Source organism: Nitratireductor luteus, assembly GCF_026162365.1.
GTDB classification, from domain to species: Bacteria; Pseudomonadota; Alphaproteobacteria; order Rhizobiales; family Rhizobiaceae; genus Chelativorans; species Chelativorans luteus.
This window is the reverse complement of sequence record NZ_JAOANW010000001.1, coordinates 303532-320488: the sequence shown is the minus strand read 5'-3', so window position 1 is coordinate 320488 and position 16957 is coordinate 303532. Positions and strand designations below refer to the sequence as shown.

Sequence of the window (16957 nt, the reverse complement as noted above, 5' to 3'; positions counted from 1 at the left end):
TATTATCTGCTCTGCGATATTGATACCTCTTAGCCACTAAAGGGCTGTGTAAGAAATTCCAAAAGAACGGAATCTTCATCGAAATAGTTCATTAACGGTGTCGGTTTGAAATCCGCCGTGAAAAACAATTGCACAACGCGAAGGGCGGGGTCCGGGACATCGATGCGCAACGAGCCTGGCTGAGGAAGGCGGAGCCATCCGCCATGCCGGAATGTCCAGGGGTGATGACGCGGGACCGCGTGGGAACCGCAGGGCCGTCAGATCGTTGAGCGCACATGAGTCTGCACGCCTCACAAAACGTTCTCACGCGCCCGGTTGTCCCGGGAGCCGAGGCTGCACCTGATGCAGGCTGGAAGCCGATCGGCGGGGAAGCCGGGCAAGCTCGGAACAGATCCGGGGCCGCGTGACACGTGAGCGCGCAATACCACAAGAATGCCGACGCGCTTGCCGAAGCAATCGTCCGCGAAGTGGGTTCGCACATCGTGCTCGCCCTGCCGCTCGGGCTCGGTAAAGCGAACCATGTCGCAAACGCGCTTTACGCCCGCGCGGCAGCCGATCCCAAGCTCAAGCTCACGATCCTGACGGCGCTGACACTGGAAAAGCCCCGCGGCGGTTCCGATCTGCAGGAACGGTTCATTGGCCCGGTGATCGATCGGCTGTTCGGCGGCTATCCCGATCTCGCCTATGTCCAGGCGTTGCGAGACGGCACGCTGCCGCCCAATGTCAAAGTCAGCGAGTTCTTCCTGATGGCGGGGCGCTGGCTCGGCATCGATCACGTGCAGCAGAACTACATTCCCGCCAATTACACCCATGCCGCACGCTACGTTCTCGATCGGGGCGTCAACGTGGTGGCGCAACTCGTCGCCGGCAAGCCGGGGCCGGAAACCCGCTACAGCCTTTCGTGCAACAGCGACATCACGCTCGACCTTCTTCGGGACCGGCCCGACATCATGCTGGTGGGCCAGGTCAACGGCGAACTGCCCTACATGCTCGGCGAAGCGGAACTGGGACCGTCTGCTTTCACCCACATTCTCGATTCGCCGGATTTCGATTTCCCGCTTTTTGCGCCGCCCAAACAACCGGTAGAGCTCGCCGACTATGCGACGGGCCTGCACATCGCGCGGCTTGTTCCCGACGCGGGCACGCTTCAGATCGGCATCGGCTCAATCGGCGATGCGATGGCCAAGGCGCTCATCCTTCGCCATCAGGAAAACCGGCATTTCAGAAAACTGCTGGCGCAACTCGGTCCGTCCACGGCGCTGGATCAGGTCGAGCCATTCGATACCGGCCTCTATGGTTTGAGCGAAATGCTGGTCGACAACTTTCTCGATCTCTACCGCGCCGGCATACTCAAGCGCCGGATCGACGGCGCGCTCATGGATGCGGCTTTCTTCCTCGGGCCGAAGTCCTTTTACCGCGAACTGCGTGAGATGCCGGAGAAGGAGCGCGCGCTCTTCCGCATGAGAGGCGTTTCCTATGTCAATGAGCTCTATGGCGATGAGGGCGAAAAGCTGCGCGCCCGGACCGGTGCACGCTTCGTCAACAACGCGATGATGGTGACACTATCCGGCGCCGTTGTCTCGGACGGGCTGGAAGATGGAGGCGTGGTCAGCGGTGTCGGCGGCCAGTACAATTTCGTATCGCAGGCCTTCGCTCTGCCTGGCGCCCGATCCGTCATCACACTGCCCTCGACGCGGCGCAGCAGGGGGAAAACCATATCCAACATACGCTGGTCCTACGGCCATACTACCATCCCGCACCATCTGCGCGATATTGTGGTGACGGAGTACGGCATCGCCGATCTGCGCGGCAAGACCGATGCCGAGGCAGTCGCCGCGATGCTCGACATCACGGATTCGCGGTTTCAGGCCGAACTTCTCGACAAGGCCAAGACAGCCGGCAAAATCGCCAGCGATTATCGCATCCCGGAGGCACGCCGCCGCAATAGCCCGGAAGTCATCGAGGAAGCGCTGGGACCTGCCCGCCAAGCCGATCTGCTTCCCTCATTTCCCTTCGGCACCGATTTCACAGAAATCGAGCAGCGACTGATCCCTGCACTCAAGAAGTTGGGCGATGCCCAGCATTCCACCTATGCATTGGGGCAGCTCTTTGCCGCGGGCATGCGCCGGCCTTCCGCCGAAGATCGGGCCTGCCTTGAGCGCATGGCAATGTCCTCATCGAGAAGCGCGAAGGAATTCTTCTACCGCACTTTGCTCAAGGGCGGATTGGCCAAGACACGCTCTCGTTCCGATCTGACGAAATCTTAAACTATTGAAATGACTACGTTTAACGTAGCTAGGGCACCTGGGTCGCGAAGTCGGGTTAGGGAACTATTCAGTGACCGAGTCGTTGGGAGGGTTGCGTTGTGTCGACCAGGAGCCGGTGTGACCTGCGCGTGCACAAAGGTCGGCCAGCGATTCAGGCACGGTTTCACAGGATGGGGGAACCCCAAGTAAACTCAGAAAACGGGTCGGGGAATGAGCAGGAAAGACGTCGTCATCGTCACGGGGAGTAGCGGCTACATCGGGAGCGCGCTGGTTGAAGCGCTCTCGTCGAAATATACCGTGGTTGGCCTCGATCAGCCAGGTTCCGACAAGCCGGCTGCGTCCGTACAGCACATCGATGTGGACCTGACCTCGGACGAGAGCGTGGCGGCCGCTTTTGCCAAGGTGCGCAAGTCCCATGGCGCACGCATCGCGTCTGTCATTCATTTGGCCGCCTATTTCGACCTGACCGGAGAGCCTGATCCCAAATATGACGCCGTCACCGTGCGAGGCACTGAACGCCTGCTGCGCGCGCTGCAGGATTTCGAGGTTGAACAGCTGATCTTCTCCGGCACGATGCTTGCGCACGCTGCTGTCAAGCCGGGGCAGAGGATCGACGAAAGCCAGACACTCGACCCAAAACTTCCCTACCGGGCATCGAAGATCAAGACCGAGCATCTGATTCACGACCTGCGGGGAGGGATTCCCGTGGTCTATTTGCGGCCGGCGGGCGTATATGACGACCGCTGCAGCAATCCCTTCCTCGCCCACCAGATCGCCCGCATCTATGAGCGCAGCCCAAGAAGCCATGTCTACCCGGCCGACCTGAAGACGGGGCAATCGTTCCTGCATCTCGACGACCTGATCGACGCGCTTTCGAAATTGATCGAGCGGCGCAAGAACTTGCCGCAGGAACTGCCGCTGCTGCTCGGCGAGCCGGACGTGATGAGCTACGACGACCTGCAGCAGACGATAGGCCGTCTTGTCCATGAGGAGGAATGGAGAACCTGGAAGATTCCGAAAGCGCTGGCAAAGACCGGCGCCTGGGTCGAGGAGGAGGTGCTGGGCGATGAGCCGTTCATCAAGCCCTGGATGGTCGATATTGCCGACGATCATTACGCACTGGATATTGGCCGTGCTCAAGAGCATCTCGACTGGCAGCCGCGGCGATCGCTTCGCGACACGCTTTTCAGGATGATCACAGCGTTAAAGGAAGATCCTGCTGCCTGGTATGGGCACAACAACCTCAACCAGGCGCGCGTCGCCACAGCCCGTATGCAGGCCGACAGGCCGCCCGCAGCGGACGAGATGCACGAGCATATGGAAGAGATGCGACAGATGCATCTGGCAAACTCGTGGGCCCATTTTCTCAATATCGGATTTGGGCTGTGGTTGATGAGCAGCCCGTTTGCCTTCGGCCTATTCGATCCGGAAACGGCCCGGCATGTCGTGCGTGACGTGACGATGGAACGCGGTCTACCGTCTCCTGAAATACGCAACATGCTGATCGGCATCAGCGACATCGCCGCCGGGGTTCTGATCGTCATCTTCGGGGCGTTGTCGCTCAAGCCACGTTTCAGCTGGGCGCCGTGGGCAACCGCCTTCGTGGGCATCTGGCTGCTGTTCGCGCCCTTGATCCTGTGGGCACCGACGGCTGCCGCCTACAACAACGACACGATCGTCGGCGCACTCGTCATAGCCTTCGCGATCCTCGTCCCGATGATGCCTGGCATGAGCCATGAAGGCATGATGCAGAAGGCCGACGTTCCGCCCGGTTGGACCTATTCGCCATCGACCTATCTGCAGCGTCTGCCGATCATAGCGCTTGGGGTGGTCGGTTTCATCATCGCCCGCCAGCTCTCCGCCTATCAGCTGGGCCATGCGGGGGCTGTTTGGGAGCCGTTTTTTGGCGGCGAAGGGGGCATGAACGGATCCGAGACAATCATCACCTCCGATGTCTCGCAGGCCTGGCCGATTGCCGATGGTGGGCTCGGCGCCGTCTCCTACATGTTCGAGATCCTGATGGGTGTCATGGGCGGCAGCCGCCGGTGGCGCACCATGCCATGGATGGTGCTCCTGTTCGGTATCGTCGTGGTGCCGCTCGGCGTGGTCAGCATCTACTTCATCATCATCCAACCCATCGTGATCGGCACCTACTGTACGCTGTGCCTGCTGGCCGCGCTGGCAATGCTCATCATGATACCGTTCGCGATCGACGAACTCGTGGCCATGGGCCAGTTTCTCCTGCACAGCCACCGCGCGGGCCAGCCCTTCTGGCGCTCCTTCTTCATGGGCGGCGCCATGCCCGGCGCCACCGAAAGCAAGCGGCCCGGCTACGGCGCGGATTTGCGATCCATGATCGCCCATATGGCGTGGGGCGTGACAGTACCTTGGACGCTGGTCGCATCGAGCCTAATCGGCATCTGGCTGATGCTGACCCCGCTCATCCTGAGTACGCAGCAACCCTATGCCCATAGCGATCATCTGGTAGGTGCGCTGGTCATAACCGTGGCGGTCATCGCCATGGCCGAAGCCGTGCGACCAATGCGGTTCATCAACATTGCCTTTGGACTGTGGCTGATAGTTGCACCGTGGTTGCTTGATGGGGCAGGAGCAATCGGCTCCGCGAACGGTATCGTTGCCGGTATCGCGCTGATCCTTCTCAGCCTGCCGCGCGGTTCACGCAGCGCCGAGCATTATGGCGGGTGGGATCGATACATCATTTGAACGGCAAGGGTTTTTCGGTGGTTCCCGAACACGCGCCATCGCGCCTTCCGGGAACAACGAGGCCGCTCATGCGTTCGAAGCCTGAACCCAAAAAGGAGGTGATCATGGCTACTACCGCCGAAAAAGCATCGAACCGGAGCACTGGAACGCGGGGCGGAACTGAGAATCTGGAATCCGATATCCAGCGGTTGCGCGACGACATCGCCAAGCTGACAGAGGATATGCGGAAGATGGGAAACCGGTCCTTGTCGCGGGCGCGCCAGGCGGCAACGGAGAGTGCGGAGGAGTGGCAGAGTGAAATAACCGAAACAGTGCGTGAGAAGCCGTTTACCGCACTGGCGGTGGCGGCGGGTGTAGGCTGGCTCCTTGCCATGATGATGCGCCGCTAGCGGGGCGGCCATGTTTGCCCGTCTCATCGCGTTGCTCGCCACTGGCGAGGCGACGCTTATCAAACGCCGCTTGAAATCCGGTCTCGTCGCCTATTCGATCCTGGCGCTGACCGCGTTATTGGCCCTCGTCTTCCTGCTTCTGGCAGCCTATCTCGCCGCTACCGCCCGCTGGGGCGCCATAAATGCCGCCCTGTGGTTCGGCATCGGCTTTCTGGTGCTGAGCCTTGCCGTCTTCATCGCCTACAAGATCGTCGCCAGGGCGCAGCGGCGGGCACAGCAGCGCAAACGGGTTTCCGATACGGGAATGCTTGTGGGCGCTACTGCCGTCGCGATGCTGCCGGCGATTCTCGGCAAGCGGAGCGGGGCGATCGGTATTCTATTAACGCTGGCCGGTGTTGCCGGTTACGCGGCCTATCGCGAAAACGAGCGCAGGCGCGACGCCGGCGGAGCCGCCAGACGTACGAGTATCCGGAAAGGTGGTGCAGACCATGAATGACAAGCTACCGGCCCGAAAGGCGCGCCAAGGGCGCAAAGGCTTCCCGGTCCTTGCGGTACTCGTCGTCAGCCTCGTCCTGGCCGGTATCGTGTGGGCGCTGGTCGAGTACTACGGGATGTTCATCGACGAACAGCAACCGCGGGAACTGCCATCGTCGAGCGACATTCCGGTGGACGAGGGTGGAGCTCTCCCCCAACAGGAAGGATATTAGCAATGAGCAAGGCGGCGAATGTCCTGAAACCGCGCATGCATACGGACGCCATGGATGTCGGTCTTTCGGGGGAGGATCGCAAGGAACTGGCCAACGGGCTTTCGGAAATCCTGGTTGACACCTACAGGCTCCTTATCAAGACGCACATCTATCACTGGAATGTCGTGGGGCCGCTGTTCCACACGATCCATGTCCTGACGGAGGAGCAGTACAACGCGCTCTTCCAAGCGACCGATGTCATAGCCGAGCGTGTACGCGCCCTCGGCCACCACGCCCCAACGGGGCGCGGCGTGGATACTTCCGTCGCGATCGAGGCGCCCGGCCAGTCGGCATTGGAAATGGTCGAAGATCTCATCGTCGACCATGAAGCAGCGGTGCGGAAAATGCGCGATGTGGCGACCAGCGCGGAGGAGAAGGGCGATCTCGTCACCAACGACATGCTGACGGAACGCCTGACCTTCCACGAAAAGGCGCTGTGGATGCTGAGGGCGACCGTCGCCGAATAGTTTCGTTTTTGCAGGCTCTGCCGGTTCTTGTCGCTCCCTCGGAATTGCCAGCCAAGTGCCTTGGGGGGTCCTGACTTTGTCGTGGAACGCTTTGCGCTTCCCGCCGTTCGACCGAAAAGGAGATTTCTCATGACAGCCAAGCGCAAAGCCGAAACTGCGAAAGAGATTCGAGAAAGCGATCTCGCCCAGGAAAAGATGGGCAAGAACAAGCTGCAGGGTGACGATCAGCTTTCGGTCCGGAACCAGCGTCGCGCGGTGCCGGACGTCAAGTCTGAACCCGATGACCTGTTGGAGAGCTTCGAGAAGTTGGACAAGGACAAGCGGGCGCGCACAGATTTGGGCAAAGGTGCCCGCAAGTCTGGCAGCAAATAGGCGGTACTGGAGATGGCACCTCGGCCTGTATGGAAGGGACAGCTCCGATTGTCGTTGGTTGCGATACCGGTCGAGATGTTCTCCGCTACCGACCGTAAGGCGCGCATCTCATTCCGCCAGATCCACAAGCCTTCCGGCAAACGCGTCCATTACCAGAAGGTGGTGCCGGGTGTCGGACCGGTCGACAATGAGGATATCTGGAAGGGCTATGAAGTCGACAGCGATGAATATGTGGTGATCGATCCGGCCGAGATCGAGGATATCAAGCTGGAATCGAAGAAGACTTTGGAACTGGTTCAGTTCGTCGGCATTACGGAGATTCCACCGATATATTTCGACAAGCCCTACTTCCTCAGCCCCGGCGACGAATTGGCGGAGGATGCATTCCGGGTCGTGCGGGACGCCTTGCGTGAAACCGGCAAGGCAGGCCTGGGGCAACTTGCCATGCGCGGCTATGAATATCTGGTGGCGGTCCGCCCCTGCGGCAGCGGTCTGCTCCTGGAAACGCTCCACTACGAAAACGAAATCCGCAAGACGGACTCCTTCTTTTCATCGATTTCGGAAAAGAAGGCGGAGAAAGACCTGCTTTCGGTCGCGATGGAGCTGATAGAGCGCAAGAGCGCGCCCTTCGATGCCGATGCTTTCAAGGATCGATACTCGGAAGCCATACATGCGCTCGTCGAAGAAAAGGCGGGCAAGCGCAAGAAGGGGGCATCCCGCGTGAAGGCAGGCAAGGAACCGGCCGAGGGTGACAATGTGGTCGACCTGATGGCGGCTCTCAAACAGAGTGTCGAGAAATCGAACCGAAAGAGCAAGGGAAAGGCATCAACTCCCTCGGCCAGGAAAAAGAAATCCGCGTGAGGTTTTCCCATGGCACGACGGCAGGCCGAGACACTGCTCAAGGAGTACCGTACCAAGCGCGATTTCTCTAAAACGCGTGAACCCGACGACCACAGGCCCGCGCGCGGCACAAAGAAAACGGCGCCCGTTTTCGTAGTGCAGAAGCACGACGCCACCCGCCTCCATTACGATTTCCGGCTGGAATGGGATGGCGTTCTGAAGAGCTGGGCGGTGACCAAGGGACCAAGTCTCGATCCTTCCGAGAATCGGCTGGCGGTGCGTACCGAGGACCATCCCTTGTCCTACGGTTCATTCGAGGGCACGATCCCGAAAGGACAGTACGGCGCCGGTACGGTGATGCTCTGGGACAAGGGCCACTGGGAACCCGAAGACGACCCCGGCCAGGGGCTCAAAAAGGGAAAACTTACCTTCACGCTGCACGGCGAACGGTTGAAGGGCAAATGGTCTCTCGTGCGCATGTCCGGGAAACCGGGCGAAAAGCGTGAGAACTGGCTGCTCATCAAGGCCGACGACGAGCATTCGTCGCGCCGTGGCGACGTGCTCAGGAAATACACGAAAAGCATAGAATCCAGCCGCACCATGCGGAAGATTTCCGTCTCCGACGTTGAACTGCCGAAATGGCGGGAGCCGCAGCTTGCCACCCTCGCCGATGCGGCACCCGACGGGGAGGGGTGGCTCACGGAGATGAAGTATGACGGCTATCGCGCCCTGATTGCCGTGGCCGCCGGCGCTGCACGCATCTATACGCGCAACGGGCAGGATTGGACCGAGCGGTTCTCCGAAATCGCTGAGGCGGCTGCCGGACTGCCGACCAGCGGCACGCTTATGGACAGCGAAATCGTTGCTTTCAACGCCGATGGCAAGACCGATTTCTCCTCTCTGCAGAAGGCGCTGAACTCCGGTAGGGCACTGTCTTGCTTCGTCTTCGACCTCCTGGAGGAGGAGGGGGAAGACGTGACGTCGCTACCTCTCCACGAGCGCAAGCGGCGACTCGAGAAGTTGCTGGGCGGCGAGAGCGAGCCACTGATCTTTTCAGCGCATGTTGCAGGCAACGCTTCCGAGATACATCGCAGCCTTTGCTCCGCCGGCTATGAAGGCATCATCGCCAAGCGCGCGAACAGCAGCTACCGGTCGGGACGGACGAAAAGCTGGCTGAAGGTCAAGTGCACGAACAGGCAGGAACTGGTGATCGGCGGCTACTCGCCATCGGACAAACGGGGCCGGCCCTTCGCCTCGATCCTGCTGGGTGCCTACGAAGGTAATGCCCTGATCTACAAGGGCCGCGTCGGTGCTGGCTTCGACGAGGATATGATGGAGAAGCTGGCTGCCTCATTCCGCAAAAGGGCACGCAAGACCGCGCCGTTTGCCGACGTGCCGCGCGATATCGCCCGCCAAGCACGATATGTGACACCGGATCTGGTGGCCGAGATCGAGTTCACGGAATTCACCTCCGACGGCATGGTGCGCCATGGCGTCTTCAAAGGCTTGCGTCACGACAAGGGCGCCAGGGAGGTGGTCGTCGAGCGGGGAAGCAAAGCCCGGTAGCGCCGCCGTTGATGGCGACGCGTTACCGATATCGCAGACCAGGAAGACGGTTAGCTGTCCGCCGTCTGGACATCGGGAAGGAAAGCCATGTTACAGAAACTTTCGGCCTTTGCCCTGAACTGTTCGCTGAAATCCGCCACGGACAAGGAACACTCGTCTACCGAGAAGATGCTGACCGACCTCATCGCCGAACTGGCAAAGCTCGACGTCGAGGGCGAGATCGTCCGGGCGGTGGATGAGCACATCAAGCCAGGCGTCCTTTCCGACATGGGCGAAGGCGACGGCTGGCCGCGGCTGAGGCAAAAGATCGTCGACGCGGACATCTTCATCCTTGGTACGCCGATCTGGCTCGGCAAACCCTCCAGCCTCGCGCAGCGTGTCATGGAGCGGCTGGACGCCTTCCTCGGCGAGACCGACGACAGGGGCCGGATGCCCGCCACAGGAAAGGCGGCGCTCGTCGCCGTCGTCGGCAATGAGGACGGCGCGCACCATTGCCATGCCGAGTGCTTCCAGGCGCTCAACGACGTTGGATTCACCGTTCCGGCCAATGCGGGCCCCTATTGGGTGGGTGAGGCTATGCAGGCCGTCGACTACAAGGATCTCGACGAGATGCCGGAAAAGGTGCGGCTTTCGCTTCGCATGGCGGCTTCAAACGCGGTGCATCTGGCGCGGCTTCTCAAGGCGGAGAACTATCCCGGCGGGACGGACTGAGCCTCACGCCGAGGTCACGGCACGTAGTTCGTCCCCATCCTTGCAGTTCGACAGGAACAGAGCGACCGGCTGCAGTACCGGAATCTTTGCAGTGACGATCATCACCACGAGCGTCATTGGTACGGCCACCAGCGCGCCTGCCCAACCCCATACCCATGACCAGAATATCAGTGCGACCAGAATGGCCAAAGGCGACAGGGCAAGCTGCTGGCCCTGCAGTTTCGGGTCCACGTAGTTGCCCATCACCTGTTCGATCACGAGAAGTCCGAGCCCGTAGAGCGCAGCCGTCCAGATATTGAGTTGAAGGAAGGCGAACGCCACCGGCAGGAGGCCGGCGATGAGGGAGCCAACCGTCGGGATATAGTTCAGAAGAAGGGCCAGCAGACCCCAGACGAAGATGAAATCGAGGCCCCACAACCAACTCCAGAGCAAATACAGGAGACCCGTGATGAGCCCCAGCATCGTCCGCACCGCCAGATACCACCGTACACGTGCCGCGATGGTAGAGAGCGTGGAGCGGTACCGTTCGCCGTCCCAGCGGCCTGTCACCGACTGCAACTTTCTTGACAGGAGGGGTGCCTCGACGAGCATCAGCAGCACCAGGAAAAAGATCAGCGAGAGAATGCCGGCGAGATGGGAGGTTGACTGCACGATCGCGGAGGCGAAACTGACCGCCGGGTCCATGAGGCGGCTCGCCAGGGTGCTTTCGTCATTCCCCATGACACTGGACAAATCGATCCAGGCAGAGAGTTTTTCTCCCCAGGCCAGGGTTACCCCCTCATACTTGGGAAGATTGGCGGCGATCTGGCCAGCCGCGAGAACGATGCCGCCAAGGAACAACGCGAAGACGATCAGCATCAGCGCAAGCGCGGCGGCGTGCCCGAGCCACTGCATCCAGCGCGGCGTCCGGTGGCGAATGAAGATATCGACGGGCCACAGAGCCAGCGCGATGAAAAACGCCAAGGCAAGCGTGGAAGATATCCAGGCCGTGGCGCGCAGCGCGGCGATCACCAGCACGACGGCTATGATGCCCATCAGCCAGAGACCCAACCGGGTTGCCAAGTCCGACCTGCCCGACATTTTATCGGGCGGCCGGGACTGGGCGGCCGATGAACCCGTGCCGTGTCGCAGGGGGTCGGTGTCGCCCATCTACACCATGTCCGTCGTCTCGCGCGGGCTTTCGTCCGGTGTCGCCTCGATCATGACCTTCTCGGGATCGAACGCCCCGTAACCGGCGATCTGCCGCGCCTGTTCATACGGCGTTTCATAGATCCACATCACGTCGTGCGCGGCTTCGCCGACAGCTTCCACGCCCCAGTATCTGGCTTCGCCCTTCAACGGACATCGGGTACGGGTTTCGGAGGGGCGCAGAAACTCGAAATAAATGTGTTCCGACGGAATGTAGAATACGGGTTCGCGTCCTTCCTCGTGCAGGACCAGGGCGTCGCCCGTCGATGCGATAATTGCGTCGGAGAAACGAACATTGACTGTGCCCTTATACGGGACGACTGTGATGCGTCGCCGTGTTTCGGTCATCGCCTTCACCTCCTGTCTCTGTTTCGTCAAACCATGGCGATGCTCGGAAGTTCCAGGCGACCATAGCCTTTCGCGGTGATGCGGAATCGACCGATGTCCGAATAGCTGCGGAAAAACAAAAGGATACGGCGTCATCAAAATGGCGCTCGGTACTTTGCCGCATGGGCCCGAGAATCGAGAATGCGCAAGCGCCGATCCTTGTGCGCGAAAGGCGCGGGAGATCAGGAAAGGACGGGTATGATGGATATCTACGACCTCATCGTGCTTGGCACAGGCACGGCCGCGACAACGGCAGCGCACAAGTGCGCATCAGCGGGATGGCGCGTCGCGATCGTCGACGAACTTCCCTATGGCGGCACTTGTCCGCTGCGCGGGTGCGATCCAAAGAAGATCCTGAGGCGAGGTGCGGAGGTCGCCTCAGCCGCACGGCTGATGGACGGCAAAGGCATCCGACCGAACGAAATGGCGGTCGACTGGGCCGACCTGGTCTCATTCAAGCGCAGCTTCACCGAGGCGATGCCGGATCGGATCGAGGGTGCGCTCCGGAAACAGGGCATCGTGACGCTGCACGGATCCGCCCGCTTCACCGGGCCGGATACGGTCGCTATCGGCCGACAGGAATACAAGGCTCAGAATGTGCTGATCGCGACGGGAGCAGGGCCCCGTCCGCTTGACGAACCGGGCGCCCAACACCTCGTTGACAATGCGGGCTTCATGGAGCTCGACAAACTGCCAAAGCGGGTCCTGTTTGTCGGCGGAGGCTATGTTTCCTTCGAATTCGCGCACATCTGCGCGCGTGTGGGTAGCAAGGTCACTATCATCAGCCGCGACAAGCATCTGTTGAAGGCCTTCGATCCGGACCTGGTCGACAGGCTGGTTGCCCGCAGTCGCGAGGAGGGCATGGACATCGAACTGGCCACCAGCCTCCTGTCGGTGGAGCGGCGCGATGGAGCCTTCGTAGTGACGGGCGAGCGCGAGGGAAAGCGGCTGACGTGGGAAGTGGACCTGGTGGTGCACGGCGCTGGCCGTACTCCGGCAGTCGAAGCACTCGAGCTGGAGACCGCTGGTGTCGATTTCTCAAAGAAGGGTGTGACCGTTGATGCAACGCTTCGCAGTGTCTCCAATCCTTCGGTTTTTGCGGCAGGGGACGTCGCGGACACGCCGGGTGCGCCGCTGACGCCGGTGGCGGCAATCGAGGGGAAGGTTGCAGCCTCGAACATGTTGCGCAAGGAGGATGTCGAGCCCGACTACTCCGGTGTGCCGAGCGTGGTCTTCACCATACCTGAACTGGCCCGTGTGGGCATGCTCGAAGCCGAAGCGAAGGAAACCGGCCGCAACGTGAGCGTTCGCTTCAACGACACGGGGGACTGGTTCTCCAACATGCGGGTGGGTGAAAGCTGTGCGGCGGTGAAGATTCTCGTCGATGAAAACAGCGACGAAATCCTCGGCGCGCACCTGATAGGCCCCGGCTACGCGGAACTGGTCAACCTGTTCGGTCTGGCGATCAAGGTTGGTCTGACAGCCACGGAGCTCAAGTCTATGACCCCTGCTTATCCGACGGTTGGATCCGATATCGGATCGATGCTTTGACCTTAAACGAGGTGGTCGGGATCAACTGCTCCTGCGAGGCCGGTATGCTGGCCTCGCGGGGATTTTGTTGCGAGCTGTCTGGTACCGGTAGTTTTCAGCACCGGGCAGAGCACGTATAAAACGGCGGCCTGGCGCCGCAGCCTGGACGAAGGCGGTTACAGGCGGCGAGCCCACTCATCGACCTCGCGTTCGGCCTCAGCTCTGGCGATCCCGTACTTTTCCTGGATCTTGCCGACCAATTGCTCGCGCTGGCCTTCGACCCGATCCAAATCATCGTCGGTGAGGTCACCCCACTTCTCTTTGGCCTTGCCGGTATACTGCTTCCACTGTCCCTTGATCCGATCCCAATTCATGACGCGCTCCAGTTCAAGTTTGCACGCACAGTAACTGCCTCAACAGGGATTGGTTCCGGCTGTCGATACCACTCGCAGCCGAACGGCCGCGCTGGAAATGTAGCTGCTTGACCTGGTTCATCGAACGCCGGCCAAACGACTGAGGCTTGCCCTCCTGGACCGATGACAGCGCCGACTCAAAATGCCATCTAGGGTAGGCGGGAACCCGGTTGGTGCGGGGCTTGCGAAAGGCCCCATCCGAAGCCGGGCACGATATTGCGGATTATCGCAAAGAGGATGAGCAGTGCCGGTATGGCAATGAAGCCTCCAATCGGACCCCACAGCCACAGCCAAAATATCACCGCCAGGAAAACCAGGAATGGATTGAGAGTCATATGGCGGCCGATCACGATGGGCGTGACGAATTGTGCCTCGATGCCATTGAGCACAAGATAGGCGAGCGGCGGCAGGAGGGCGCCGGCAAAGGTATCGAAATTGGTGAGGCCGATGCCCAGGAGGATCGCGGCCATAATTGCCGGGCCGATATAGATGACGAAGTTCAGGATGCCTGCAAGCGCGCCCCAGAGCGGCGCCGAGGGAACACCGAGGAGCCACAGCGCGATACCGACGGCCAGGCCGAGTCCGATATTGATGAGCGTGATTGCCACGAGATAGTTGGAGATGAGATTCTCGACATCACGGAAGACATGTGCGGTGTGCCAGCGTAACCGCCGCCCGGTGCAGAGTTTCAGAATCATCAACCGGGTGTCGTGCCGTGTGGCGATGAAGAAGTAGAGGCTGGCGAGGAAGATCAGAATTTGCGCGAGCAGTGCCGGGGCCAGAGCAGCCATGTTTTCGACCGGCGAGCCCTCCTCGACCGAAACGGTTATATCCGAACCGCCCATGACGGTACGCATGTGTTCACGCATGCTTTTGATAGTGGCGAGCGGCTCCGACAGGCTTGTCACCTGAAGTTGCAGCTCACTCCAGATCTGCGGCACCAGGCTGGCCAGGGTTGTCAATGGAGCAGCGACCGCAGCGCCAAGGATGCTCAACACCATGATGAATATTGCCACAGCCACTCCCGCGGAGACGCTGGGCGGCACGCCGCGCACCTCCATCCGGGTGGCGATCGGGCTGAGCATGAGCCCGACGATGACGGCGAGCGTAACCGGGGCAAGCAGGAAACGCCCTGCCTGCAGCGCCAGCACGAGGCCGAGAAAACCCAGGAACAGGAGCGCTACCTGCGCGCCTCGCGCCAATGTAACATCCAGATCTGATTTCGGCGGCAGGCGGACGACAGGCGGTTTTTTCAGCTCTCTGACGCGCATCAACGGCTCCTCCCGGAAAGCTTATCAACGGGTGTCGCGTCCGCTTGTTCCTGTGCGTGTCGAGATAGACGGAGTCGGGCATGTACTCCGACATCGATAAGCTCTGCAGGCGGTGCCGAAGGCGATATGAACCGGCGAAAGCCTCTGCAATCAACGATCTCACCGCTGCCGCTTTAAACCCGATGAATCTCAACTGGCCTCGCCGGCACAGGGAACCGCGTACGCCCGTTCGGCGTTGCTGCCGGCATGGAAGCACTCCTCCAAGATTTTACACCCGAAACAGCACTGCCCTGGCAAGTCATCACGGTGCGACTGCTGTTTGCCATCCTGTTTGGCGGAATTCTGGGTTTCGAACGCGAGCTTGCCGAACGTCCGGCGGGGCTCAGAACCCACATGCTGGTCTGCCTGGCCTCGGCCACCTTCGCCATCGTTGCCGTTGAAATTGTTTCAATGGCCATTTTCCAGGACGATCAGGTGCGAGCTGACCCTGTTCGCCTTGTGGAGGCAATAACATCGGGCGTGGCCTTTCTGGCAGCGGGCTTTATCATTTTCAAACGCGGCCAAGTGCGCGGCCTCACCACAGGCGCGGGCATGTGGCTGGCCGCGGCAACCGGCCTCGCCGTAGGTCTGGGGCTCTGGCTCGTAGCGGCGCTATCCTGCCTGTTGGGCACGATCGTGCTTGCGGTCCTTCGTCGGCTGGAAATTCATTTTGAGCTCAAGGAACCGCGGCACCATGACTAGAGTGCCACGCGCGTCAAACAGTATCCGCCCAACCGATCGCACCCGACACGGAGCATATCAGCTCGTCGAGCTTGAACGATTGGTGAGGCTTTTGAGCCCGCTAGCTGGTTGCCAAGGCATCAAACCATGACCAGAGAAGTGCAGCCAAGGCAATTACGATGATCGCAATCATGGCGCCGACCCATGCCGCCATCCGATACCTCGCATTTGTGCTGCTTTGATCGTCTTTAACGTCCCGTAGTGAACTCATCCGACCGCCCTCGTTACACGCTCGAAACACCAAAGTCCGTATCAGGGAAGGTAGTGTAGCATCGATCCCGATACAACAAAGATCGGCGCGATTGTTGGCAGGAATACGGCATGGAGGCGGTCGGCTGAGCGATGGATGGGCGTCACCTTTCAACATAACTTCCGAAGTTGTTCAGGATCGCCTGCCAGCCGTCGCGCTGCATCTCAATGGAGTTCTGCGTCTCGGCGTCGAATGTTGTCGTCACCTTCGTACCATTCCCAGTTGCTTCGAAGGTCGTGCGCGCCTTGCGCCCGTCGCTCATGGCCAATGTGATCGCCTTGTACGGGTCGACCTCTTCGTACACCGCTTCGAAATCGAAGCCGAAGCTGCCGTCCTTGGCTTCCATGCGCGCCTTGTAGCCGCCGCCCACCTTCAGGTCGGCTTCGGCGCTTGGGCAGCACCAGTCATCGGAAGCGAAATTCCACTGCGTGATATCGGCGGGCGTCGTGTAGGCCTCCCAGACGCGCTCGACCGGTGCGGCGATCGTGGTGGCGATGGTGATCTGCTGGTTGGTCATTCTTGCTTTCCTTGCTGTCACAGTTGGGCGAGATTTCGCCAACGGCTCACTGCGTGATTTCGGGCTCGACGAGTTTGGCAAGTTTGCGCAGGGATTCCTGCCAGCCGAGATAGCAGGCTTCGCGCGGGATCACATCCGGAATGCCTTGCTGCTCGATGCTCACTTCCGTTCCGACTGAAACGGCCGTCAGCGTGACGGTCACCGTCATCTCGCCCGGAAGGTTCGGATCATCGAACACATCGCTGTAGACGAGCATTTCGCCGGGAACCAGTTTCAGATAGGTGCCGCCGAAGGAATGGCTTTGCCCGGTCGTGAAATTTCGGAAGGACATTCTGTGCTTGCCGCCTTCCTTGGCCTCAAGCTCATGGACCGTGCAGGTAAAGCCGAAGGGCGGAAGCCAACTCGCAACCGCGTCAGGCTCCAGAAATGCGCGGTAAACCTTTTCGGGCTTCGTCGCGAAAACCCGGTGCAGCTTAACGGTACTTGGCATGATCATCTCCATTGAGTGAGCCCATCAAGGCGTCGTTGCCTTGGGCCGG

At 60.4% G+C, this 16957-nt stretch carries 17 protein-coding genes and 1 pseudogene; 12 read left to right on the top strand and 6 right to left on the bottom strand.

Annotated features, from left to right (window positions below; genetic code table 11):
- The first annotated feature begins 410 nt into the window (after window positions 1-410).
- The 10 genes and pseudogenes from N1058_RS01630 to N1058_RS01585 all read left to right on the top strand — a co-directional run bounded on the left by N1058_RS01630 (window position 411) and on the right by N1058_RS01585 (window position 10082).
- The gene (locus tag N1058_RS01630; protein WP_265515730.1) at window positions 411-2267 is read left to right on the top strand and encodes an acetyl-CoA hydrolase/transferase C-terminal domain-containing protein; all 1857 of its coding nucleotides are present in this window, start codon (window positions 411-413) and stop codon (window positions 2265-2267) included.
- Window positions 2268-2477: 210 nt separating this feature from the next.
- On the top strand, window positions 2478-4991 hold the full coding sequence (locus N1058_RS01625) for an NAD-dependent epimerase/dehydratase family protein (protein ID WP_265515729.1): 2514 nt from the start codon (window positions 2478-2480) through the stop codon (window positions 4989-4991).
- Window positions 4992-5095: 104 nt separating this feature from the next.
- Window positions 5096-5380, top strand: coding sequence for an ElaB/YgaM/YqjD family protein (locus tag N1058_RS01620; protein ID WP_265515728.1), 285 nt, complete (start codon window positions 5096-5098; stop codon window positions 5378-5380).
- Between the two features lie 10 nt (window positions 5381-5390).
- Entirely contained in the window at window positions 5391-5876 is a 486-nt protein-coding gene (locus N1058_RS01615; RefSeq protein ID WP_265515727.1) for a hypothetical protein, read from the top strand.
- Window positions 5869-6087 (top strand): hypothetical protein, encoded by a 219-nt coding sequence (locus N1058_RS01610; protein ID WP_265515726.1) that lies wholly within the window; start codon window positions 5869-5871, stop codon window positions 6085-6087. The genes N1058_RS01615 and N1058_RS01610 overlap by 8 nt, the downstream gene beginning before the upstream one ends.
- Before the next feature lie 2 nt (window positions 6088-6089).
- Window positions 6090-6593, top strand: coding sequence for a Dps family protein (locus N1058_RS01605; RefSeq protein WP_265515725.1), 504 nt, complete (start codon window positions 6090-6092; stop codon window positions 6591-6593).
- Between the two features lie 129 nt (window positions 6594-6722).
- The gene (locus N1058_RS01600) at window positions 6723-6965 is read left to right on the top strand and encodes a hypothetical protein (protein ID WP_265515724.1); all 243 of its coding nucleotides are present in this window, start codon (window positions 6723-6725) and stop codon (window positions 6963-6965) included.
- Between the two features lie 12 nt (window positions 6966-6977).
- On the top strand, window positions 6978-7826 hold the full coding sequence (gene ku / locus N1058_RS01595; protein WP_265515723.1) for a non-homologous end joining protein Ku: 849 nt from the start codon (window positions 6978-6980) through the stop codon (window positions 7824-7826).
- 9 nt (window positions 7827-7835) lie between these two features.
- Window positions 7836-9350 (top strand): annotated as a pseudogene (gene ligD / locus N1058_RS01590) (non-homologous end-joining DNA ligase); the annotation flags it as partial.
- A gap of 108 nt (window positions 9351-9458) precedes the next feature.
- The gene (locus tag N1058_RS01585; protein WP_265515721.1) at window positions 9459-10082 is read left to right on the top strand and encodes a flavodoxin family protein; all 624 of its coding nucleotides are present in this window, start codon (window positions 9459-9461) and stop codon (window positions 10080-10082) included.
- Window positions 10083-10085: 3 nt separating this feature from the next.
- On the opposite strand, the gene N1058_RS01580 is transcribed toward N1058_RS01585, so the two are convergent.
- Both N1058_RS01580 and N1058_RS01575 read right to left on the bottom strand, forming a co-directional pair.
- Window positions 10086-11231 (bottom strand): AI-2E family transporter, encoded by a 1146-nt coding sequence (locus N1058_RS01580; protein ID WP_265515720.1) that lies wholly within the window; start codon window positions 11229-11231, stop codon window positions 10086-10088.
- Window positions 11232-11618 (bottom strand): DUF427 domain-containing protein, encoded by a 387-nt coding sequence (locus tag N1058_RS01575; RefSeq protein WP_265515719.1) that lies wholly within the window; start codon window positions 11616-11618, stop codon window positions 11232-11234. It abuts the gene before it with no gap.
- A 237-nt stretch (window positions 11619-11855) separates the two neighbouring features.
- Here N1058_RS01575 and N1058_RS01570 point away from each other — a divergent pair, with 237 nt between their 5' ends.
- The gene (locus N1058_RS01570; protein ID WP_265515718.1) at window positions 11856-13208 is read left to right on the top strand and encodes a dihydrolipoyl dehydrogenase family protein; all 1353 of its coding nucleotides are present in this window, start codon (window positions 11856-11858) and stop codon (window positions 13206-13208) included.
- A 155-nt stretch (window positions 13209-13363) separates the two neighbouring features.
- Here N1058_RS01570 and N1058_RS01565 read toward each other — a convergent pair whose 3' ends face one another.
- Both N1058_RS01565 and N1058_RS01560 read right to left on the bottom strand, forming a co-directional pair.
- Window positions 13364-13561 (bottom strand): CsbD family protein, encoded by a 198-nt coding sequence (locus N1058_RS01565; RefSeq protein ID WP_265515717.1) that lies wholly within the window; start codon window positions 13559-13561, stop codon window positions 13364-13366.
- A 188-nt stretch (window positions 13562-13749) separates the two neighbouring features.
- Window positions 13750-14871 (bottom strand): AI-2E family transporter, encoded by a 1122-nt coding sequence (locus tag N1058_RS01560; RefSeq protein WP_265515716.1) that lies wholly within the window; start codon window positions 14869-14871, stop codon window positions 13750-13752.
- A 246-nt stretch (window positions 14872-15117) separates the two neighbouring features.
- Between N1058_RS01560 and N1058_RS01555 the strand changes: the two genes are divergently transcribed.
- Entirely contained in the window at window positions 15118-15612 is a 495-nt protein-coding gene (locus N1058_RS01555) for an MgtC/SapB family protein (RefSeq protein ID WP_265515715.1), read from the top strand.
- Window positions 15613-16004: 392 nt separating this feature from the next.
- On the opposite strand, the gene N1058_RS01550 is transcribed toward N1058_RS01555, so the two are convergent.
- Entirely contained in the window at window positions 16005-16418 is a 414-nt protein-coding gene (locus N1058_RS01550; RefSeq protein WP_265515714.1) for an SRPBCC family protein, read from the bottom strand.
- Window positions 16419-16464: 46 nt separating this feature from the next.
- Window positions 16465-16908 (bottom strand): SRPBCC family protein, encoded by a 444-nt coding sequence (locus N1058_RS01545; protein ID WP_265515713.1) that lies wholly within the window; start codon window positions 16906-16908, stop codon window positions 16465-16467.
- Between the last annotated feature and the right edge of the window lie 49 nt (window positions 16909-16957).